Raw genomic sequence first — 20,611 nt, 5'->3', positions numbered from 1 at the left:
GGGCCGCCAGCGAGGGAGGCGGACACCATGCCGAGTACGCCCAGCGGATTACACCATGTGACCGCGATCGCTACGGATCCGCAGCGTAACGCGGACTTCTACCGCACCGCGCTGGGGCTGCGCCTGGTCAAACGCACCGTCAACTTCGATGCCCCGGACACCTACCACCTGTACTTCGGGGGTGAGTCGGGCCAACCGGGGACACTGATCACCTTTTTCCCGTGGCCGAGCGCGCCTCGCGGGCGGCGCGGGGCGGGGCAGACCACCACCGTCGCCTTCTCCGTGCCGCAGCACTCGTTGGGGTGGTGGCAGCAGCATCTCGACGGGCTCGAGGTGAACGTGGGGGCGCCCACCACCCGGTCCAGTGAGGAAACCCTCACGGTCGCCGATCCGGACGGGCTGCTGGTCGAGCTGGTGGGCCACCCGGAGGCGGACTCCCGCGCGCCGTGGGAGGACGGCCCCATTCCACCGGAGTACGCCATCCGGGGACTTCACTCGGTCACCGTGACGGAAATAGGGCATGAGCACACCGCTGAACTGTTGACCGAAACAATGGGTTTTCGGTTGGTGGAGGAGTCCGGGGCGCGGTTCCGGTTCGTCACGGGGTCAGGTGGTTCGGGGGCGATGGTGGACGTGCTGTGCAGTCCGGAAGCACCGCTGGGCATGGTCGCCGCCGGAACGGTGCACCACATCGCCTGGCGTGCCCCTGACGACGCCGAACAGGTCGACTGGCGGAACACACTGCTGGATCAGGGACTGGACGTGACGCCGGTGTTGGACCGGCGGTACTTCCACTCCATCTACTTCCGCGAACCCGGCGGGGTGCTGTTCGAGATCGCCACCGACCCGCCGGGATTCACCATCGACGAGCCGTTGCTGGAGTTGGGCAGGGCACTGAAGTTGCCTCCCTGGCTGGAACCGTCCAGGGCCGAGATCGAGCAGGTGCTGCCCACGCTCAGGGTCCCCTCGCCGGACGAGGAGATCACGTTCACTCCGCCACCGGTGGAGCGTACGAGGTGAGTCATCGGAAGGTACCGGGACGGGGACACGGGCGGACCGACTCGGGGCGGTGGTCGGAGCCGTGTCCCCGGGGCCTGGGGCGTTCGCACGCCCCGCGGGCGCTTCGAGCGAACCGCATGCGGGCCGGAGGGCCGTTTTCAGGGGGAGGCGATGGCCGGTTCGAACACGGAAACCGAACGGGGACTGCGATGGCCCGAACTGCGGGTCGACGACTGGAACGAGACCCGTGAGACCTTGCACATGTGGTTACAGCTGGTCGGGAAGATCAAGCTGGCCTGCGAACCGATGATCAACCACTGGTGGCAGGTGCCGCTCTACGTCTCGGCTCGCGGTCTGAGCACCGGCTCGATCCCGTACCACGACGAGGTGTTCGACATGGAGTTCGACTTCCACGAGCACCGGTTGCTGATCCGCCGCAGTGACGGTGGGTTACGCGAGATCGCTCTCATCCCCAGGACCGTTGCCGATTTCTACCACGAGACGATGGCGGCGCTGGATGAGCTGGGAATACGGCTCACGGTGAGCCGCACCCCGACCGAGGTCGTGCGGGCCCTGCCTTTCGACACCGACACCGAGCACGCCTCCTACGAGCCGGAAAAGGCGTGGTTGTTCTGGCGCCAGTTGTTGGGTGCCCACCGGGTGTTCAGTGATTTCCGGTCGAGTTTCATCGGCAAGGTGAGCCCGGTGCACCTCTTCTGGGGAGCTATGGATCTGGCCGTGACCCGTTTCTCCGGGCGTGCGGCACCTCGCCATCCGGGTGGGGCGCCCAACTGTGGTGACTGGGTCATGGTCGAGGGGTATTCGCACGAGCTCAGCAGCTGCGGATTCTGGCCGGGTGGAGGCGCCGAGGGCGTGTTCTACTCCTACGCTTACCCGGAGCCACCGGGATTCGACCGGTACCCGGTCGGTCCGGCGGGGGCCTATTACGAGCAGGGTGAGTTCCTGTTGCCCTACGAGGAGGTGCGAACCGCGTCCTCGCCGGATCGGCTCCTGACGGAGTTCCTGCGCACCACCTATGAAGCCGCCGCCGAATGCGGTGGCTGGGATCGCCGGGAGTTGGAGGACGACCCGAAACGACGAGCTTCACCGCGGTGATTCAGGTTTCCCGCACTGCCTGGCTTTCGATACCGAACTCAGGGAACGAATGAGGTGACTATGAGTGTCCAGGAGTTCCCGGCGCCGAGCGAGGGAATGCTGCTGACCCATTTTCTCACGGTCCGCGACGTGAGCCGGTCGCGTGCCTTCTACCGGGACGTCGTCGGCGGCCGGGTGATACTCGAGGAGAACCCGTGTACGTTGCGTGTGGCCAACAGCTGGCTGATCATGAATCCCGGAGGTGGCCCCACTCCCGACAAGCCGGAGACCACGTTGCGTCCCCCGGCAGAGGGGGATCCGGTGTCCTGCTTCCTCAACATACGCGTCGCCGACATCTGGGCCGTTTATCGTGAATGGAGCGCCAACGGCGCCGAATTCCTGACACCTCCGGTGGATCGTGGGGCCGAGTTGCGCTGTTACCTGCGTGACCCCGACGGTTACCTCATCGAGGTCGGTCAGGCTACGGGAATGCTTCAGGGGAGATTCGCCGAGCCCCCACCGACGTGATCGGTTTCGCGGGGAGTCGTTACCTGCGCCTGTCGATGTGGATGTCCCAAACCGTCCACCCGATTCCCAGCGCGACGAAACCCGACAGCAACAGCAGCACGATCATTTCCATCGGTGCCTCCTCGGCATGCTGATGCGCACGCGGCGATCCGGCCGCTCTCCAGTGGATTTTCTCGCCGATGGTTTCAGCGTGTTTCACTCACTCGTTCGAGTCAAGTGGATATCATTCAGGTGTTCGTGTCCGTGTTGAACCGTTGTTCGGTTTCTGCTACTGGGGGTTATTTCGAGATGTTCCGGAAAGCTGGAACGGTGGCGCGATCACCCGTTGAATGCGAACAGCAAACTGCTGGTTTTCATGTTCTGCTCACGTGCGGTTGCTGTGTTGTGTGGTGTCATTCTTTCGGGGGTTATATGTGACAGGAATGAGTGTCGACTCCAGGTGTCGGCGATTCGGAGTAAACTGTGGTCGAGAGTTCTCCAGTGGTGAGATCGAAACGATCTCCGAAACGGATTCGGAAAGTGTGCGAGAGCTGACTCCGAAGCCGCCCGTAATAGGTGTGAGCGCGCGAAAACGGACACGATGAATCATGTTCGCAGAACAGTTGCCCTGGCTCGCGGGGCCACTACAGCTGGCCGTCGCCTTACCCCGGGAATGGGTCGGGGTCGCTGCCGTTGCCGTGGGAACGACACTGGCCGCGTTTTCCGGCCTCCGGTTCTTCCTCACCCGATCAGTGGCGAACGATCGCGCTGACGACGACAGTGAGACGAAGTCACGAAGCCCGTCCCGCCGTCGGATCACGGTGCTGCCCCCAGTCCGCCGCGTCGAGGAAAGGACCGGTCGATGACGAACACGACCCGCCGGAGCGAGCGAAGCCACCCCACGGGTCCATCGCCCCAGGACGCACCGTCTCCGTCGGAGTCCGGACAGCGTTGGCGAGTGGTCTCCGCACGGGGTGCGCGGCGGGCGGATGTTCTCTCCCGAGTACGCACCGGCACGGCGCTGGCTGCGGGAAGACTCGCCACGAGCACATCCAGGAGCCTGCGACTGGGAAGCGGCGGCATCATCGGCGGCCGAGTGGCCCTGGCCCTGCAACCGGATCTGCTCACCCGACTGGTGATCGACAAACGAATCGTGGTGATCACCGGAACCAACGGCAAGACCACCACCACCCACATGGTCGCGCAGGCACTGCGCGCCGGTGGGGCCTCGGTCAGCAACGCCACCGGGGCCAACATGCTCGACGGCCACGTCGCCGCCCTGATGGCCGAGCCACGAGCCCCCTACGCCGCCTTGGAGGTCGACGAGCTGCACCTGGCCCAGCTGACCGACCGATTCCAGCCCTCGGTGATTCTGCTGCTCAACCTCAGCCGTGACCAGCTCGACCGTGTCGGGGAGATTCGCAGCGTGGAGGCCAGCCTGCGTCGCGCGCTGCGGCAGGCGCCGGGCGCACGGGTGGTCGCCAACGCCGACGATCCCAACATCGTCTCGGTAGCGGCCGACCATCCCCACGTGACCTGGGTATCGGGCGGCTGCCGCTGGAAGCACGACGCACTCAACTGCCCCAGGTGTGGTGCCTTCCTCGGCGAACTCGACGAGGCATGGGAGTGCGTGTGCGGGTTGCGCAGGCCCAACGCCGACTGGACGGTCGACGTGGGCGGGCTCACCGCCCCGGACGGCACGAGCGAGCGGCTGTCCCTACCGCTGCCCGGCCAGGTCAATCGGGTCAACGCCACTTTCGCGCTCGCGGCCACCACGGCGTTGGACATACCGCGTACCGAGGCGCTCGACCACATCCGTCGACTGCGCGATGCCAGCGGTCGATACGAGCACACGAGCATGGCCGGACACGACGTGCGGCTGCTGCTGGCGAAGAACCCGGCCAGCTGGCTCGAGATGCTCGACCTGGTGGCCGAGAACGATCGCCCGCTGATCCTGGTCGTCAACAGCAGGCAGGCCGACGGACACGACGTCTCCTGGTTGTGGGACATCGAGTTCGAACGGTTGGTGGGCAGGAACGTCGTCGTCACGGGGGAGCGCGCGCTGGATCTGGCGGTGCGACTGCGTTACGCCGAAGTGAAGTGCGAAATCGCCACGAACGTGCAGCGAGCACTGCACAGTGTCACCATCGGGGGCTCGGCCGACTCGGTCGAGATCATCGCCAACTACACCGCTTTCCGGGATCTGTTCGCGAAGAGGCAACAACATTGATCGAGGATTCGGCGATCCGCATCGCACTCGTGGTGCCCGACCTGCTCGGCACCTACGGGGACCGCGGCAACGCCCTGGTACTCGCGCAACGACTGCGCTGGAGAGGTTATCGCGCCGAGATCGTGACCGTGTTGTCCTCGGCCGAGACCCTGCCCGACTCCTGCGACATCTATCTGCTCGGTGGGGGTGAGGACGTCGCGCAACAGGCCGCGGTGAACTTCCTGGCACGCGGTGACGCTCTGCGGCGGGCCGTGGACGCGGGGGCGGTCGTGTTCGGGGTCTGTGGTGGGTTGCAGGTGCTGGGCACCAGCTTCACCACCGGTGACGGCGCTACCCATCACGGACTGGGACTCATCGACATCTCCACCGAGCCCGGTCCGAACCGGGCCATCGGCGAACTCAGCACGCGGTCCGAGAAAGACGGTCTGGGGCTGCTCACCGGCTTCGAGAACCACCTCGGCAGGAGCACGGTCGGTCCGGCTGCCCGCCCGCTGGGACGGGTGCTGCACGGCATCGGCAACGGTTCCGAGGACACCGAGGGGGCCCTCAGCGGGCGCGTGGTGTGCACCTATCTGCACGGCCCGGCGCTGGCGCGGAATCCGGCGTTGGCGGACACGATGCTGTCCTGGGCGGTAGGGGAGTCGTTGCCCGAACTTGCTCCCTTCCCGGAACTCACCGAGCTGCGGACCGAACGGGCGCGAGCCGCCGGGTGACCGCTCGCGCCATGCCGTCCGGGCAGCTCGGCAGGCCGCGCGCTGACCGCGGAACACGATTTCACCGGGGGCAGCCGACGTTGACGAGACCCTGCTCGGTGTGGACGTCGCGCGATGTCGACCTGTTGCGGACGAGGAAAGCGAAGGCGCACCCGGCCCGTACGATCAGGACGAGCGTGGCCGGCCCATCGGCACGGCCGTGTCCTCGCCCATGACCCCCCCAGGGGTCCATTGCGGCTGCTTACCAGTAACCCCGCACTGGCGATCGCGGCGGGATCAGCCCCGTGGTGATCATGTGGCGGTAGGCGACACGCACGGTGTTCGGAACTGGACCGATTCGATCCATCGGCGAACGCATTCCGAAGGTCGACATGGCCTCGCGCGCCGGGACCTCGGCCACGGATACGGGCAGGCGTGGTCCAGGCAACCCCTTGATCAGCTCTTGGGAGTCGCTCCGCAGGTCACACCCGGTTCAGCAGTCCACGTAGTCGTTGTCGGACGATGGTCATCTCCGGTATCGGCAACAACAGCATCAGCCCGAAGCCGAGGCCGAGCACGAGCGTGCCGCGTACCCCCAGGCCCACCCAGGCCGTGGCCACGTCACCGAGTCCGTGCAGAGTCCCTCCCAGCCAGTGCCAGACGGCGAACGCGCATCCGCATCCCACCGCCGAGGCCAGCAGGGCCCACCCGATACCGACCAGAGTTCGTCCGGTCTGTATCCGTCCGAGTCGGGTGTGCAACCACCACTGGCCCACCGCGGCGCCCACGAGAAAGCTCAACGACATGGCCAGGGTCACGCCGATCACCAGGTCGCGCGGATCCAACCACATCAGCAGCGTGTAGCACACGGCGGTGCGGAACACGACCATGATCACGTTGATCAGCATCGGTGTTCGGGCGTCCTTCATCGCGTAGAACGCCCGCAGCTGCAGCATCGTGATCGAGAACGGCACGATTCCGGCCGCTGCCACGCCGAGCGTGACCCCGAGCCGGTCCGCGGCACCGACACTGCCCTGACCGAGCGAGAAGAACGCCACCCCGATACCGGATCCCGCCGTGAGCATGAACGCGCTCACCGGCATCAGCAGGATCGCGCTCAACCGCGATCCCAACCCCACGTCGCGGACGAAACCCTCGGTGTCCCCCTCCGCTATCGAACGGCTGATTCGCGGCATCAGCGCCTGCAGCAGTGAGACCCCCAGCACCCCGTAGGGAACCTGCGAGAGCAGCCACGCGTAGTGGAACGTCGCCACACTGCCCGACGTGCCCTGCCCGGCCACTCGGATGGTCACGATCATGCCGATCTGGCTGATCACGGTGTAGAGCACCACCCAGCCCGCGAGCGAACCGAACTCCGCCAGTCGCCGGTCCCAGCCCCACCGCCAGCGGAACCGGAACCCGGTTCGACGCAGCGAGAGCACCATCACCGCGCTCTGCGTCGCGATCCCGAGCATCGTGCCCAGCCCCAGGATCAACAGCTTCGCCTGTCCCATCCGCACCGGATCGGCCGAGATCTCGCCGGGAGTCACCGCGTACAGGCTCACCGTGGCGGTGATCACCAGGTTGTTCATCACCGGCGCCCACGCGGGTGGGCCGAACACCTGGCGCACGTTGAGGATGGCCATCAGCAGCGCCGACAGGCCGTAGAACACGATCCCAGGAAGTAGCAGATAGGCGAAGGCCGTGGTCAACTCGCTGTTGGCGCGGGTGTGCGAGCCGAGATACAGCTCGGTCAGCAGCGGAGCCCCCAGCACTGCCAGTGTCGTTGCCGCCACCAGCAGGATCACACCCATCGTGATCATCCACTGCGCGTAGGACTCGCCCTCCTCCTCGCTGTTCTGCCGCGCGCTCACCAGCAGTGGCACGGCCACGCTCGTGAGCACTCCCCCGAGGAGCAACTCGTTGACCACGGTGGGCAGGGTGTTGGCCACGGTGTAGGAGTCGTTGATCATTCCCAGGCCGAGCACCCACACCAGCAACACCTTGGCGAACAGGCCGCTGATCCTGCTGGCCATGGTGGCCACGGCCATGGCGCCGCTGGCGCTGCCCAGCGACGGCGTTCGCGCGCGTGTCGGACGCTGGCGCTGCTCGACCACGGAAGTTCCCCCTGGCTGAAATACGGCTGCTCAGACCCCGCCGAATCCGGTTGGTTAAACGGTAACGAAGCACTGCCCCGACCGCGGGTTCGAAAACGCTCAACCACATGATTCCGGTGGAAAACTTCCGGTGCGAGCGTGGCCTTTCGGGCGCATACTGACCTGTCCGGGGGAGTCGTGCCGACTCGGCAGGGGAGGTGTGATGGGCGGTTCTCCGGTGTTTTCCGAAGATCTTCCGGCAGAGGTGCGGGTACTGGACAGTTGGCGCCGTGCCGGGGTGGACTGCGCGGTGGGGGAGCTGCGCGGGTTGTTCTACGGTTTCGCCCGGTTGGCGGGCCCCTCCAGCGGCTGGAGTCGTTATCGCCCCGGGCGGGTGAGCCGCGGTGGTGGTGAGGCACTCGCCCCCGAGAAGCTGGGAAACTGGGTGGTACTGGAGTTCGGCCCGAGCGAGCGATTCTGGTCCCAGGAGGTGCGCGCCCGGTTTCTCGGAGGAAACGGTGAACTGTCCGGGATGGACCGGTGGGGCTGGGCCTGGGGGCTGAGCCGCATCCACGAGGAGGTCGACGAGTTCGTCGACGCGCAGCTCAGCCGTGGTTAGTGCAGTCCGTCCTCGAAGCGCTTGGAGCTGCTGGACGAACTCACGCACCGATACCGAGAGGCTCCACGAGAAATCGACGAATCGCACCACCGCGGCGCGCGGGGCATCACGAGGACATCTCCGTCCATTTACCCGGGCGATGCCAGCCACGTTCGTATAGCCACACCAGGCCGACCACTGCCAGATTGACCGCGGCGAGGATCAGGTAGGACGGTCCACCCGCACCCACCGATCTTTCGTACGCGGACGTGCCACCGTCGGCGAACAGCGAATTGAGCAGCGTGACCACGACGTTGTTGCAGACGTGGAACGCGATCGGCGCTTCGAGACCCCGGCTGAGCACCGCCATCAGGCCAGTACAGACACCGACGACGGTGAAATAACCCAACAGCCACGGATCGGCCGAGCCGTGGATGAGCGCGAACACGAGGCTCGACCCCACCAGCCCGGTGAGCAGTGCCCAACGTGTTGCTGGCACCCAGGACGCGATCGCAGGCAGCATCGTGCCTCGGAAGATGAGTTCCTCACCGGCGGCCTGCAGCGGCGTGGTCAGCACGATGACGAGGAGAAGCGCCCCCGTGGTACTGGTGATCCCGAAATCGGTCCAGCCGGTGTCGGCCGGGGCGACGAGCGCCACCAGTGCGACACCCGCGGCGACCAGCAGAGTGGAGCTGCCGGAATACACTCTCCAACGTCGGGAGTCCAGCCCTCGCGAGGAGCTCAGGAGGCTGCGCCAGGGCACCTCGGCGAGCCGTGCCACGAATGACACGGCCAACAAGCCTGTCACCGCTACGCTCAGGTTGTTCGCCAGAAGCGTCAGTGGCGTCATCTCGTTCGTGAGCGGATCGTCCCTGCCCTCGATCATCGCAGCCGCGTAGTAGAACACGATCTGCAGCAGGACCATGGCCACCGGTAGCAACGCGACGATCACCAGGGGTTTCCACCAGTTCATCCGGAGATGGGCGCCGAACGGCCGGGATGTGTCGATCGGCGCCGGAGTGGAGGTGTCGAGGGGACGAGTAGGCATCGCGCGCTCCTGGGGAGTTTGTGGTCGGCGAGAGGGCGGCGCTTCGAAATCAGTTCGCCGCACCGTCGAGCAGCCAGTGGTATCGCAGGCGGAGGGCTCGTTCCGTGCCGGCTACCGCGGCCGAGACGCCGAGCGTGAGGTTGAGCCACAGCGGCGGTCGGATCGGGGATTCGAAGCTTCCGAAGCGCTGGGCTACGGGTGGGAGCTGCGAAACCGGTTCGGCGATCTGCAGGAGGAGCAGGAAGGCGCCGATCAGGAGCAGGACCAGCGAGAGGAGACCGATACCGCGGCTGATCACGGGATGTTTTCGGGCCAGCCGTGCGCGGCGTCCTTCTGCCGATCGGGGGTCGGGGACGAGCTGTCTCTCGGTGCCGTCGGCGCTCACGTAGTGACAGCGCTTGATCCCGAAACCGCTCATCGCCACCTCGATCGTGCCGCCCTCGACGGGAAACGCGGCAGGGAGCTTCGAGACGGCGTACTGCCGATCGTCGAGGTAGAGCTGCGCCTCGACCTCCCCGGAACCCTGGTTCTGCCAGTGGCGCACGTCGACCGCGTAGTCCACGTGAGCTCCTGCGGGGCGCGGCAGACGGACTCGGAACAGAGCGCGTCCCGGCAGCTGCCACCAGCGGAAGCGTTGCAGTGCTCGCCCGTCACCCTCGCGTACACGTCTCGCGGCACGTCGACGTCGCCACTCCTTGAACACGGACACCTCTCGAGTCCTCTTGGTGGGATACTCCAACACACCGTGTTGGTCTGCCGAAGTCACGCTAGCACAGCGTGCTAGTACAGTGTGTCGGAGGAGGTTGAACAGTGACAGCGGACGAGCAGAACATGAGTTCAAGGGACAGGATCATCGCGGCGGCCGCGGTGATGCTCGGTGAGGACGCGGGGGCACGGCTCAGCGTGCGCGCGGTGGCGGAGCGGGCCGGTGTCAGCACCGGCTCGCTCCGCCATCACTTTCCGACGCAGCGTGCGTTGCAGGACGCGGTGCTCGCACGCGTCTACGACGAGGTGGTCTCGGACGACCGGATCCACGACCGGACCGTCCCGGCCAGGGAACGGCTGATCGACTGCCTGCGGCTCGTGCTGACCCCCACGGTCGGCGAACAGGCACGGCAGGCCTGGCTCACGGTCTTCCGGACATTCATCGTCCCCGAGCAGACCGATGAGATCCGCGCGGCGTACCTGGGAATGGAGCGTGAGGGTCAGCGTCGTGTCGAATACTGGTTGAGCGTCCTGGTCGAGGAGGGCGCGCTCGCCGAGGGCGACAACACTCGACGCGCCAGGTTCCTCTGCACCGTCCTCAATGGTCTGTCGATCGAGCGGGCGCTCCCGGCCGAGGAATCGATTCTGCGGTCCGAGGCCGAGACGCTGCACACCGCGGTCGATTGCGTCCTGAGCTCTCCCGCTTGAGTTCGGACCAAAACCACCGGTGGGCCGGCTCGAACAGGGGCTGGAACGCTCGGGGCGGGCGAGGTCTACGGTCCACCGCGGTCGAGATGGCGGCCGAGGTTCGGCCATACGTGTTTCGTGGGGGGTGGCGAGGCCGGCTTGGTCCGACGGTCGACTCGCTCATCGACCGCCGGAAACGAGATCGACGGATCGCCGGAATCCCACTCCACGGTGATTCTCACTTCAGCAGCGAGCGGGCCATCACCATGCGCTGGATCTGGTTGGTTCCCTCGTAGATCTGGGTGATCTTGGCGTCGCGCATCATGCGTTCGACCGGGAAGTCGCGGGTGTACCCCGCTCCGCCGAACAGCTGCACCGCGTTGGTGGTGACCTCCATGGCCACGTCCGAGGCGTAGCACTTGGCCGCGGCGGAGATGAAACCGAGGTTGCCCTCCTCACGTTCGGCACGCGCCGCCGAGACGTAGATCATGTGTCGTGCCGCCTCGATCTTCATCGCCATGTCGGCGAGCATGAACTGCACGCCCTGGAAGTCGGCGATGGCCTGCCCGAACTGCTTGCGCTCCTTGACGTAGTCCACGGCGGCGTCGAGCGCTCCCTGCGCGATCCCCAGTGCCTGCGCCCCGATCGTGGGGCGGGTGTGGTCCAGGGTCCGCAGCGCGGTCTTGAAACCGGTGCCCGGCTCCCCGATGATGCGGTCCTCCGGGATGGTGCAGTCGTTGAAGTGGAGTTCGGCGGTCGGTGATCCCTTGATCCCGAGTTTTTTCTCCTTGCCCCCGACCTCGAACCCCGGATCGTCGGCGTGGACGACGAAAGCGCTGATTCCGTTCGGGCCCTTGTCCGGATCGGTGACCGCCATGACCGTGTACCAACTGGACTCACCACCGTTGGTGATCCAGCACTTGGTGCCGTTGAGTACCCAGTCGTTGCCGTCCCGGCGTGCCCGCGTCTTCATCGCGGCCGCGTCCGAGCCCGCCTCCCGCTCGGAAAGCGCGTAGGATGCGGTGTGCTCACCCGCCGCGATGGACGGCAGCACCTTGTGCTTGAGTTCCTCGGAGGCCGACAGCAGGATCGGCATCGTTCCGAGCTTGTTCACCGCCGGGATCAGTGAGGAAGAGGCACAGACCCTGGCCACTTCCTCGATGACGATGCAGGTGGCTACGGAGTCCGCTCCCTGCCCGCCGTAGGCCTCCGGAACGTGAACCCCGGCGAACCCCGACTTCGACAGCGCGTGGAAGGCCTCCCTCGGGTAGCGTTCCTGCTCGTCGCACTCCGCCGCGTAGGGTGCGATCTCCTTCTCCGAGAGCGAGCGGACAGCTTCCCGGAGCGCTTCGTGCTCTTCGGAGAGCTGGTAGGTGTCGAAGTTCGAATCCACGAGAGAGTCCTCCTGGTACGTGCCACGGCCGTAGCCGGACTTCCTGCTGTTTCTGACTTGGGAACACACCCTAAACTGGCATCGCGTGCCACGGTGTGCCATGTTGTCGCGATATTAACGGCACTGGGTGCCATCAGCAATCGTGGCCTGCTACATTTCCGGCATGTCCGAGGGGAACTCCGGTGAGTCCAAGCCGCGCGCGGGCCGTACGGCGGACGGACGCCGTCAACTGCGTGGTGCGCTGGCCGTGGCCGCGCTCGACCTGTTCGCCGCCAAGGGCTACGAGTCGACCACCGTCGAGGACATCGTGGCGGCTGTGGGGGTCGGGCGGCGCACGTTTTTCCGGCACTTCCGCTCCAAGGAGGAAGTGGTGTTCCCGGACCACGAGGAGCGTCTCGCCGGGGTCGTACGGGAGCTGGAGCAGGCGGGTGACTCCGAGCCGCCGATGAAGGTGGTGTGCCGTACCGCGGAGACGGTGCTGGACATGTATCTGGCTGACCCCGAGGTTTCGCTGAAGCGTTTCGAACTGACCAGGCAGGTTCCCTCACTGCGCGACCGCGAGATCGTCAGCATCGATGGTTACCAGCGGGTCTTCGCGCGGTATCTCCGGCGACGGTTCTCGGAGTTGCCCGACGCGGAGCTGCGAGCCGCTGTCACCGCCGCCACGGTGGTGGCCACCCACAACCACGTGCTGCGCCGTTGGTTGAAGAGTGGGGGAGCGCTCGACGCGCGGGCCGCCCTGCGGGAAGCGCTGCACGGGGTGACGGCCGACGACACGCGTGTCTCGTCTTCGGAGTCGACCGCCGACACCGACGAGGTCGTTGTCGGTGTCGTGCGTACCTCGACATCCGTTCACGCGGTGCGTGACCGGATCGAGGGTGTGCTGCGCGAGATGGACGAGAAGGACTCGGAGTGAGCGAGCCGCTCGACACTCGATGCGTGCTCGGGGCCCGGTAAGGAATGTGTTCGGAGTTCCTGCCACGAGACGGCACGTACCGCGTCGTGGCCCCAACCCCGCTACTTGCCCAGGGGGAATCCGGGAGAACTGAGCCCATGTCCTCCCGGTCGTCGATAGTCTGCGGTTATGCATGATCCAGCCGCTCGTGCCATCGCCCACGTGACATCGTTGGCCAACGGCGGTCCGGTGAAGCCGTCGTTGCGGGTGACGCTGCATTTCCACCCCGATCGACTGGCGGACGGGGTGCCGATCCTGGAGCGCATGGCCCACGACGGGGTGTACCGGTCGCAGTTCGAGACCGGCACGAGCAACGGGGGGCTGACCGCGCATCCCGGCGGTGACCGCTGGCGGTGGGAGAGCCGGATCTTCGCCGGGGCCTACGACGAGGCCTCGGCGGCTCACCGGCCGAAGTACGGCTCGTTGAACTTTCGTGGCCGCCTGGTCGGTGGCTCACCTCGTTTCGGCTCGGCTCATCTGCGGTTGTCTCGACATGTTTTGGACCGCACCACGTTCTGCTATCCGGACAGTGTGTTCGAACCGCGGCACTTCGGTGTCGCCTCGCGGCTTTCGAAGCTGATCACGCTGGCCGAGACCGACGGTAGGGATCCGCTCGACGACTATGTCGAGGCCCACGTGCACGGTGTGGTCGACCTCGAACGGGATGTCGAAGCATTGGTGCTCGACCCCTGCTATCGCGATACCCCTACGGAGATCGCGGCCGGTCGGCTGGGATGCCCGGTCGAATGGCACGGTGGATTCACGCTGCCCACCGCTGAACTGCGCAGCCATCCAGAGTATCGAGGCCCCGAATTCGTGCGTCTCGGCGTGTCGCTGGTTCGGGACGGCCGCCTGGACCCCCGGATCATCGGCGACGCCTCGCGTACCGGTCACCATGACGAGCAGGCACTCAAACGCGTGTGGCATTACGTGGCGAGATTCGGCTCCGCCGAGCTGACGGGGCCGAGCTGACAGACAGCGAGCCCGGGGATACCACCGGAAACGGCCCGGACAGCCCAGCTGCTCAACATCGTTAAATATAATCTATTGTTTCAGTATCGAACGAAATAAACTGACAAAAACCAACAACCACCAGAACAAGCCGGAAAAAACGAACTCATCCCCCACGCCAAAAAAGATCAGAGCTCAAGAGTCATATAGATGCTGTTGGGGCTGGAAACGTAGTCCCCGAACGGTTCGCAGTTTCGGAAGCCCGCGGAGTCGTACAGCAGGCGAGCGGGGCCGAAGGCTTCGTTGCTCCCGGTCTCCAGGCTTATCCGTGCGTAGCTGTTCGTGTCGGCCCACGCCACGAGCTGACGCAGCATAGCTCGTCCCACACCGCGTCCCCGGGCCGCCTCGGCGGTGTGCATTGATTTGAGTTCCAGATGGAACGGTTCGATCTGTTTGAGTGCGCAGATGGCCAGCAGCTCGGAGTCGTCGCGTAGGCCGAAGAGAGAGACGTTCTCCGCCTCGAGCCCCGACTCGTCGAGGGCGTAGCACTCCTCGGCCGGGCTGTTGTCCCGGATGAACGTCAGATGCCGATCCAGTAGTGCTCGCACGTCCTCGGCGTCGGGAGCCTCGGCTCGGAGCTCGAAATCACTACTCATCAGGAGCATTCTGGCACGCCGTACTTGCCGGGTCGGGGCGTTTCAGCACAGTTGTTCCGATTTGACTGTCCCCTCGGCAACAGGCTCTGTTACCGCGTTTTCGCGTAGGAGTGGGATGCGATCAACTGGAAAGTCCGATCATGCCGGATGGGTTTCGATCCGAGTGTGGGTGAGGTTGCGGAGGTGGGGTTGCAGGCGGGTACTCAAAGGTGGGGTCAGTCGCAGGGTGACATTTTTGTGGTGGAGGCGGGCGTACTGATCCAGGGCTTGGATGACTCGGGGGTCGAGGATGTCGAGGCCGCGATCGTTGATCAGGAGGTTGTGTGCACGGGTGTGCTCCAACGCGGAGGTGAACAGGTTGGCGCAGGGCGGGTCCAGACGTCCGGTCAGGGCGAGGTGAGTGTCGTACTCGTTGTCGGTGTTGTCGGTGTTGTCGGTGTAGAGACGGAAAGGGCTGGCTGCGGGGCTGGTCACCGGGTGCAGGCAGCCCATTTCGGTGACGGCGGCACTGCCGAGTTCGGTGAGATTGTAGGCGCACAGGGCGGTCACGGGTTCGGTGCTGATCACGTGGTCGCAGAGGTATTCGTAGTAGGCGAAGGCCGCGCGCTGCTCCGGGGTGGTGACCATGGCTGTGGCGTTGACGATGGCGCGGAATCCGGTGTAACCGGCGGCCAGGGCTTTCTCGGCGGCGGTGACGCGGGCGCGCATGGCCGCCTCGGCATCCACGACGCCCTCGGCGTTGGTGGGGTAGAACTCGTCGATGGTGGCCACGGTCATCGCGCCCGTTGCTATCGCTGGGCCGAGGAGGTCGTCGGCGTCGAGTTGTGTCCGCAACTGGGCGGCGGGGGCGTGATCGACGTATTCGATCCAGTATCCGTGGCGTAGCCCGTCGCGGACGTACTCACGGGCGCGGGTGCGGAACTCCTCGTGGTTTTGGAAGATCCAGCATTCGTGCCCACCCGGGAGGGGCTCGTCTACGGCGGCCACTTCGCCGGCCGTGCGCCGACTTGGCGGGGTGGTGTCCGGTGTGAGGGTCGCTGCACCGGGGGCGTCGGGTGCGGCTGGGGCGGCCCCGCTGGGGAGCGGGTGCTCTCCCCTCTGCTTGCGGCCTGCGAGGGTGGGAGGATGCTGGATCAAAGCTCGCAGGTGTGAGGCGGGCAGTCCGGCGGCGAACAGAAAGCCTTGGTAGTCGGTGAAGCCGATTCGGGCCAGTTGGTACAGCTGGCCGGTGGTCTCCACTCCTTCGGCCACGCATGTCATGTTTCGGGCCTGGGCGATACTCAGGGCGGCCCCGGCGATGGCGGCATCGACCGGGTCGTGTTCCAGAGCGGCCGCGAAGGTGCGGTCCAGTTTGAGGATCTGTACGGGCAGTTCCTTGAGACGTTCCAAGGACGAGTAGCCGGTGCCGAAATCGTCCAGAGCGAACCGCACGCCCCGCTCCGCGAGTTCGTGCATGGCTGTCAGGGTGGCCGGGGCGAGATCGAGCAGATCGGTTTCGGTGATCTCCAGTACGAGCCGGTGCCACTCCAAGCCGGCCTCTGGAACGATCCGTTCGATGTGATCGGCGAAGTCGGGTTCGTGCAGCAGTGTGCTGCTCAGATTGACCGTCACCGCCACGGGTTTTCCCTGCTGGGTGGGCCAGGTGGCCGCTTCACGCGCGGCGGTGCGCAACACCCACCGGTCGAGCTCTGCCATCAGTTGAGCGTTGTGCGCGGCGGGCAGAATCACTCCCGGAGACAGCAGGCCGTGCCGCGGGTGCGGCCACCTCAGTAGCGCTTCCGCGCTGTGAACGTGGCCGGTGGGGTTGACTATGGGTTGGTAGTGCAGCGCCAGCTCATCGCGGCTCAGTGCTTGGCGCAGGTCCTGTTCGAAGTCGGCCTCGTGTTCCAGCGATGTGCTCGATTCCGTATCGGCGCGAACGACGTGTCCGGTACCGCGGTCTTTGGCTCGGTACATGGCCACCTCGGCCAATCGCAGCAGGTCTTCGGTCCGCTGTGCTCCGGGATTGGTCGTGGTCGCGATCCCGATCGATGCGGAGACCGCGATCAAACAGTCTTCCTGAGGCAAACTGGTGCGTAATAGCACAGCGACGGTCTCGGCCAATTCCTGTACTCCGCCCTGGGCTGTCATCTCCGGGCAGATGATGAGGAATTCGTCGCCGGAGTGCCGCGCCGGGACGCACTCCGGCGGCAGCCCTTGCCGCAATCGCTGCGCCAGCCGAATCAGCAGATCGTCGCCGACCTTGTGGCCCAGCGTGTCGTTGATTCGTTTGAAATTGTCGAGATCGCAGAACAGCACCGCGCAATCGGGCCGCCTCTCGGCTGACAACTGCTGGTCCAGTAGCCGCCGCACACCCTTGCGGTTGAGCAGCCCGGTCAGCTCGTCATGTTCGGTCTCGGCGTGCAGGGCCTGGGTGTAGTGGTGACGTTGCCTGACATCGATGAAGGCCACCAGCCACACGCCCGACCGGCCCTCGTTCGGCAAGAACGTGGCGTGCACATCGCAAAACACCGTTTCTCCCTCAGCGCACTGCAGGCGCCGCTGATGCCGCGTGAGTCCGCCGTGGTCCGCTCCGATGTCACCGTGACGCGCGGTGAGAGTGTTGCTGCGATCCTGTTGTGACAGCAATTCCACCGACGAATGTTGCACAAGGTCCTCGCTGGTACGGCCGAGCAGCGCACACAGCGCCTCGTTGACCGCCACCACGTGCTCGCTTTCATCCAGGACCGCCATCGCCGTCGGCAGAGTCTGGAACAACGTGTCACCGTTCATCTGCAATACCCTGCGCATCGTGCTCCCCTCGGTTCACGCCCATCGGGCGCTGGCCATCGAAGATTTCCTGGCCAGTACCTGCGCGCATTGGGTATGCAGCCCCTCACCAGCCGTCGTGTCCGCAAGGATAGAGAGAGGTTTCGAGATCTACCAGTATCGGAAGTGACCCGTCGCGGGGACTTCCGGAATCGGGTTACGATCACGGAGGCGATTCCCAAGATTCTTTTCCGGTTTCGGGGAGAGTTCGCGTGCTCGACGACAGTCCGCGGCCGGCGAGGAGCAATGGCATGGGCACGGCGGTTTTCACGTCTTTCGACGGCGCCGAGATCGCTTATCACACCTGGGAACCACGGGTAGCCGCCGAGGGGGTTCCTCCGGTGGTGCTGCAGCACGGTTTCGCGGCGAGTACGGAGTCGAACTGGGTGGGGCCCGGTGTGGTCGACGCGCTTCTCGAGTCCGGTCGGCGGGTCGTCGGTGTCGACGCACGCGGGCACGGTCGTTCGCAGAAGAGCGAGGATCCGGCCTTCTTCGGTGAGCGGAACATGTCTCGTGATCACCAGGTGTTGTTCGACCGACTGGAGCTGACCGAGGTCGATCTGGTCGGGTATTCGATGGGGGCGATCGTTGCGCTGCTCACGGCCAGTCGGGATCGACGCGTTCGTCGTCTGGTCGTGGGTGGTGTCGGTGGGGCTGTCGTCGAACTGGGAGGGGTCGACGCCGGTGCGTTGCAGGGCGGGTCACTGGTTTCGGCGCTGCGTACCGACGATCCCGCGAACCTGACGGGGCCTGCAGCGGAGTTCCGCCGGTTCGCCGAGGCCTCCGGCGCCGATCTTCCCTCGCTGGCAGCGCAGGCCGAGACGGTCCACGACGCCCCGATCGAGCTGGACGCGATCACAGCCCCGACCGTGCTGATCGCGGGTACCGAGGACTACTTGGCCCGGAGTCCCGAACGACTCGTCGAGGCGCTTCCACACGCGACCCTTTCCACTCTCGCCGGGGACCACCTCGGTGTGGTGCGGGAGAAGGCTTTCACCTCGACCGTCGTGGATTTCCTCGCCGTGGGCTGACCGCTCGTGGCACAGGGGTACTCGAACGTGGTGGGTTGTTGTTGTTTTGTTGGTACAGTTTTTTCAGTGTTGAATAAAATCAAACAAAAAAACACCCTACAAACAACCAACAAGGAATAAATACTCAGTCATAACCGCGAACGAAGTGGGTCTCCTCAAGATCATCTGATTCCCACATGGTTGTGGTGTCGCTGAAGTGGTAGGCACTCTGCCTCGGTATCCGCAGTGCTGCCGTCCGCATCGCTTCCTGGGCCGGGGGAGTGGCGGTGACGTGGTGCTTGGTCTGGTTCTGTTCGGAGTGCACGGTGTGCTCCTTAGCGGGAAGGGCTGTATCCGCCCATCATGCGGCCCCCGCGTTGCCTGCGCATTCCGATTGGCGTCTCGGCTGGGTAAACTTACTCGGATTGGGGAATGTCACCGCGACTCGGCCCTGGACTCCCGAAGCCGGCCTGAGGGGCGAAGCAGCCGAGAGCGCTGGACATCAATTCTTGGCTGAGTTCTGCTCCCGTCGCGGGGCGCGGTAGACGGTGGCCCTGCCGACCGAGAACAGCTCAGCGAGATCGTCTTCATACCACGGCGAGTGCTTGGTCGAGGCCGAACGGCAACGCCTGCACCACGACCTGACCACCACCCTCGACATCATCGACCTGTAGACATCGGCTGATCGAACCCATTCAACAACAGATCCCACACACATACCGTAAAAACATGAAGCTCTGTGTATGCGATGATTCGAGGAGTGATCACAAAGCCCTTCAGGGGCGATCACGGTACGCACTCTGGGGCATGGAGCTGGGAGAAAATAGCAGTGACCACCATCAGCAACGGTGAACTGGCCACAACAGGGGCCACCTCGGACCCCTATATCACCAGCACGGACACGGGCTTGGCACTCGAGGCTCCGCAGGAGGTTCTGGACAGTCTGCCGGTCGAACATCTGGCGGAACTGCGCACCTCGCCAGCCAAGTACAACGCCCTGGACGGCCAGGAGTCCGACACTGACGAGAACGACTGGACCTACATCTACATGATCGGCACACCGCCCTTCACGCCCGGCGGCGTCGGCTGCAACCCCTTCGGATGATGACGCAGTCCCGGCGCACCAAGCCGTTCCCCGGACAGCGCCTCACGCGGGCCGGGGTGATCTGCCTGTGCGGTCTCGTCGTCGTGCTGGCGGTGCTGCAGATCACCGGGATCATCGACAGGATGAACATGCTGATCACGGTGTTTTTCCTGATGGTGATCTGTGTGGGCATCAGCGCCTCACTCGGCTGGCTTCCCTGGCGCTACCGACGTTGACCCCTTTGCACCCCACTCCGGATCCGGCGGACCCGTTGGCCGAGTGGGGTGCCACAGGCAACGCGGACGAGCGGGTGATGATGGGCAAAGGCATCGAAAGCACGGCGCGGCGGTACAGCGGCACGCGGGACGGGCCACCACTGGATTGGGATCGGACGCGTGCCGCTGTCGTCGACGATGTGCCAGGATTGCCGGTCATGAGCGACGATCACTCGACCGAGCGACCCGAGCCCACGGCCACCGAGACCGACGACGTGGCTCCGGGCATCGCGGCCATCCGCGCCAAGCTGCCGCCGCTGGACCGCGCCGCCACCGACGGCGAGCGGGATCAGGTGCGCCGCGGCAAACTCGGCGGCTGATCCCCTGCCACCGACCGCCGTTCACACTCGTGGCCAGGACTCCATCACCGAGGTGTGCCTGAGCTGTTCACCAAACGCCTAATCCGAGGCGATAGTCACTGATCCCTCTCCTTTTGCAGCGTCCCGCTCACCGACCGCAGTCGTGCTCGATGCGAACTCCATGTGGCATCAATGGTGGCTGACCGGCGCCTCGTGGGATGCCGTGCGCGATAACGAAGTCGCCAGGTCAACTAACCACCCCGGCAGGCGCCCCTCAACGTTCGTCTGTGAGCTCTCGGTTTACGCAGCGGCCTCGTACGATCGTCCACCAAGCGTCGCTACTGACATCGCCAAGCACATATCACTCAACCCCATCCCTGAGCTGGCGAAACAGAACTAACCGTTGATTTTTCGGGATGTGTCACCGCAAGCCCACATCCGCTCACTGGTGAGGCCGAGTTCGGCCAGGCGTCGGCGCTGGGTGGTGAGGTCTTGCTCGTCGGTCGAGCAGCGCGCGTACTGG

The 20,611-nt window shown here is 65.3% G+C and carries 21 protein-coding genes; 14 read left to right on the top strand and 7 right to left on the bottom strand.

Annotation, left to right across the window (positions count from 1 at the left end; genetic code table 11):
• Positions 1-27 precede the first annotated feature (27 nt).
• From ACOQFL_RS08580 to ACOQFL_RS08555, 6 genes are all read left to right on the top strand, one after another.
• On the top strand, positions 28-1,020 hold the full coding sequence (locus ACOQFL_RS08580) for a ring-cleaving dioxygenase (protein ID WP_435543563.1): 993 nt from the start codon (positions 28-30) through the stop codon (positions 1,018-1,020).
• 150 nt (positions 1,021-1,170) lie between these two features.
• Positions 1,171-2,115 carry a DUF5996 family protein gene (locus ACOQFL_RS08575; protein ID WP_435543562.1) on the top strand — a complete coding sequence of 315 codons (945 nt, stop codon included), beginning with the start codon at positions 1,171-1,173 and terminating at the stop codon, positions 2,113-2,115.
• A gap of 60 nt (positions 2,116-2,175) precedes the next feature.
• A complete protein-coding gene (locus ACOQFL_RS08570) occupies positions 2,176-2,622 on the top strand; it encodes a VOC family protein (RefSeq protein ID WP_092626987.1) in 447 nt (148 codons plus the stop codon).
• A gap of 587 nt (positions 2,623-3,209) precedes the next feature.
• Positions 3,210-3,467, top strand: a complete 258-nt coding sequence (locus ACOQFL_RS08565) for a hypothetical protein (protein ID WP_435543561.1) — start codon at positions 3,210-3,212, stop codon at positions 3,465-3,467.
• 92 nt (positions 3,468-3,559) lie between these two features.
• Complete coding sequence (locus ACOQFL_RS08560; protein WP_435543560.1) at positions 3,560-4,831, top strand: DUF1727 domain-containing protein; 1,272 nt, start codon at positions 3,560-3,562, stop codon at positions 4,829-4,831.
• The gene (locus tag ACOQFL_RS08555) at positions 4,831-5,544 is read left to right on the top strand and encodes a type 1 glutamine amidotransferase (RefSeq protein WP_435543834.1); all 714 of its coding nucleotides are present in this window, start codon (positions 4,831-4,833) and stop codon (positions 5,542-5,544) included. Before ACOQFL_RS08560 ends, ACOQFL_RS08555 begins: the two co-directional genes overlap by 1 nt.
• Before the next feature lie 461 nt (positions 5,545-6,005).
• Here ACOQFL_RS08555 and murJ read toward each other — a convergent pair whose 3' ends face one another.
• Positions 6,006-7,640 (bottom strand): murein biosynthesis integral membrane protein MurJ, encoded by a 1,635-nt coding sequence (gene murJ, locus ACOQFL_RS08550; protein ID WP_435543559.1) that lies wholly within the window; start codon positions 7,638-7,640, stop codon positions 6,006-6,008.
• Positions 7,641-7,842: 202 nt separating this feature from the next.
• Between murJ and ACOQFL_RS08545 the strand changes: the two genes are divergently transcribed.
• On the top strand, positions 7,843-8,238 hold the full coding sequence (locus ACOQFL_RS08545; protein WP_435543558.1) for a hypothetical protein: 396 nt from the start codon (positions 7,843-7,845) through the stop codon (positions 8,236-8,238).
• A gap of 106 nt (positions 8,239-8,344) precedes the next feature.
• Here the strand turns inward: ACOQFL_RS08545 and ACOQFL_RS08540 are convergent, their stop codons facing one another.
• A complete protein-coding gene (locus ACOQFL_RS08540) occupies positions 8,345-9,265 on the bottom strand; it encodes a CPBP family glutamic-type intramembrane protease (RefSeq protein WP_435543557.1) in 921 nt (306 codons plus the stop codon).
• Between the two features lie 49 nt (positions 9,266-9,314).
• Positions 9,315-9,968 carry a hypothetical protein gene (locus ACOQFL_RS08535; protein WP_435543833.1) on the bottom strand — a complete coding sequence of 218 codons (654 nt, stop codon included), beginning with the start codon at positions 9,966-9,968 and terminating at the stop codon, positions 9,315-9,317.
• A gap of 128 nt (positions 9,969-10,096) precedes the next feature.
• Between ACOQFL_RS08535 and ACOQFL_RS08530 the strand changes: the two genes are divergently transcribed.
• Entirely contained in the window at positions 10,097-10,678 is a 582-nt protein-coding gene (locus tag ACOQFL_RS08530; RefSeq protein ID WP_435543832.1) for a TetR/AcrR family transcriptional regulator, read from the top strand.
• A gap of 217 nt (positions 10,679-10,895) precedes the next feature.
• On the opposite strand, the gene ACOQFL_RS08525 is transcribed toward ACOQFL_RS08530, so the two are convergent.
• On the bottom strand, positions 10,896-12,050 hold the full coding sequence (locus ACOQFL_RS08525) for an acyl-CoA dehydrogenase (protein WP_092626995.1): 1,155 nt from the start codon (positions 12,048-12,050) through the stop codon (positions 10,896-10,898).
• A 163-nt stretch (positions 12,051-12,213) separates the two neighbouring features.
• On the opposite strand from ACOQFL_RS08525, the gene ACOQFL_RS08520 reads away from it, so the two are divergent.
• Entirely contained in the window at positions 12,214-12,966 is a 753-nt protein-coding gene (locus tag ACOQFL_RS08520; RefSeq protein WP_435543556.1) for a TetR family transcriptional regulator, read from the top strand.
• Positions 12,967-13,134: 168 nt separating this feature from the next.
• Entirely contained in the window at positions 13,135-13,977 is an 843-nt protein-coding gene (locus tag ACOQFL_RS08515) for a DUF3626 domain-containing protein (protein WP_435543555.1), read from the top strand.
• Between the two features lie 167 nt (positions 13,978-14,144).
• Here the strand turns inward: ACOQFL_RS08515 and ACOQFL_RS08510 are convergent, their stop codons facing one another.
• Both ACOQFL_RS08510 and ACOQFL_RS08505 read right to left on the bottom strand, forming a co-directional pair.
• Positions 14,145-14,612 carry a GNAT family N-acetyltransferase gene (locus tag ACOQFL_RS08510; protein ID WP_435543554.1) on the bottom strand — a complete coding sequence of 156 codons (468 nt, stop codon included), beginning with the start codon at positions 14,610-14,612 and terminating at the stop codon, positions 14,145-14,147.
• 138 nt (positions 14,613-14,750) lie between these two features.
• On the bottom strand, positions 14,751-17,402 hold the full coding sequence (locus ACOQFL_RS08505) for an EAL domain-containing protein (protein ID WP_435543553.1): 2,652 nt from the start codon (positions 17,400-17,402) through the stop codon (positions 14,751-14,753).
• Positions 17,403-17,671: 269 nt separating this feature from the next.
• Between ACOQFL_RS08505 and ACOQFL_RS08500 the strand changes: the two genes are divergently transcribed.
• Positions 17,672-18,451: an alpha/beta fold hydrolase gene (locus ACOQFL_RS08500; protein WP_435543552.1), complete on the top strand. Its 780-nt coding sequence runs from the start codon at positions 17,672-17,674 to the stop codon at positions 18,449-18,451.
• A gap of 124 nt (positions 18,452-18,575) precedes the next feature.
• Here the strand turns inward: ACOQFL_RS08500 and ACOQFL_RS08495 are convergent, their stop codons facing one another.
• On the bottom strand, positions 18,576-18,755 hold the full coding sequence (locus ACOQFL_RS08495) for a hypothetical protein (protein ID WP_435543551.1): 180 nt from the start codon (positions 18,753-18,755) through the stop codon (positions 18,576-18,578).
• Positions 18,756-19,259: 504 nt separating this feature from the next.
• Here ACOQFL_RS08495 and ACOQFL_RS08490 point away from each other — a divergent pair.
• From ACOQFL_RS08490 to ACOQFL_RS08480, 3 genes are read left to right on the top strand one after another with little or no spacing between them, the layout of a single operon-like run.
• Positions 19,260-19,535 carry a hypothetical protein gene (locus ACOQFL_RS08490; protein ID WP_435543550.1) on the top strand — a complete coding sequence of 92 codons (276 nt, stop codon included), beginning with the start codon at positions 19,260-19,262 and terminating at the stop codon, positions 19,533-19,535.
• Positions 19,532-19,750, top strand: coding sequence for a hypothetical protein (locus ACOQFL_RS08485; protein WP_435543549.1), 219 nt, complete (start codon positions 19,532-19,534; stop codon positions 19,748-19,750). Before ACOQFL_RS08490 ends, ACOQFL_RS08485 begins: the two co-directional genes overlap by 4 nt.
• The gene (locus ACOQFL_RS08480; RefSeq protein WP_435543548.1) at positions 19,747-20,109 is read left to right on the top strand and encodes a hypothetical protein; all 363 of its coding nucleotides are present in this window, start codon (positions 19,747-19,749) and stop codon (positions 20,107-20,109) included. The genes ACOQFL_RS08485 and ACOQFL_RS08480 overlap by 4 nt, the downstream gene beginning before the upstream one ends.
• Positions 20,110-20,611 lie beyond the last annotated feature (502 nt).

Source organism: Actinopolyspora sabaoui, assembly GCF_051225635.1.
In the GTDB taxonomy this organism is placed as follows: domain Bacteria; phylum Actinomycetota; class Actinomycetes; order Mycobacteriales; family Pseudonocardiaceae; genus Actinopolyspora.
The sequence above is the reverse complement of the archived record's forward strand: the minus strand, read 5'-3'. Positions and strand labels throughout refer to the sequence as shown.

Excerpts from the sequence above, each read along its gene's own strand:
- ACOQFL_RS08580 (WP_435543563.1), top strand. The coding sequence starts at position 28 with ATGCCGAGTACGCCCAGCGGATTACACCATGTGACCGCGATCGCTACG.
- ACOQFL_RS08575 (WP_435543562.1), top strand. The coding sequence starts at position 1,171 with ATGGCCGGTTCGAACACGGAAACCGAACGGGGACTGCGATGGCCCGAA.
- ACOQFL_RS08570 (WP_092626987.1), top strand. The coding sequence starts at position 2,176 with ATGAGTGTCCAGGAGTTCCCGGCGCCGAGCGAGGGAATGCTGCTGACC.
- ACOQFL_RS08565 (WP_435543561.1), top strand. The coding sequence starts at position 3,210 with ATGTTCGCAGAACAGTTGCCCTGGCTCGCGGGGCCACTACAGCTGGCC.
- ACOQFL_RS08545 (WP_435543558.1), top strand. The coding sequence starts at position 7,843 with ATGGGCGGTTCTCCGGTGTTTTCCGAAGATCTTCCGGCAGAGGTGCGG.
- ACOQFL_RS08540 (WP_435543557.1), bottom strand. The coding sequence starts at position 9,265 with ATGCCTACTCGTCCCCTCGACACCTCCACTCCGGCGCCGATCGACACA.
- ACOQFL_RS08530 (WP_435543832.1), top strand. The coding sequence starts at position 10,097 with ATGAGTTCAAGGGACAGGATCATCGCGGCGGCCGCGGTGATGCTCGGT.
- ACOQFL_RS08520 (WP_435543556.1), top strand. The coding sequence starts at position 12,214 with ATGTCCGAGGGGAACTCCGGTGAGTCCAAGCCGCGCGCGGGCCGTACG.
- ACOQFL_RS08515 (WP_435543555.1), top strand. The coding sequence starts at position 13,135 with ATGCATGATCCAGCCGCTCGTGCCATCGCCCACGTGACATCGTTGGCC.
- ACOQFL_RS08510 (WP_435543554.1), bottom strand. The coding sequence starts at position 14,612 with ATGAGTAGTGATTTCGAGCTCCGAGCCGAGGCTCCCGACGCCGAGGAC.
- ACOQFL_RS08505 (WP_435543553.1), bottom strand. The coding sequence starts at position 17,402 with ATGCGCAGGGTATTGCAGATGAACGGTGACACGTTGTTCCAGACTCTG.
- ACOQFL_RS08500 (WP_435543552.1), top strand. The coding sequence starts at position 17,672 with ATGGGCACGGCGGTTTTCACGTCTTTCGACGGCGCCGAGATCGCTTAT.
- ACOQFL_RS08485 (WP_435543549.1), top strand. The coding sequence starts at position 19,532 with ATGATGACGCAGTCCCGGCGCACCAAGCCGTTCCCCGGACAGCGCCTC.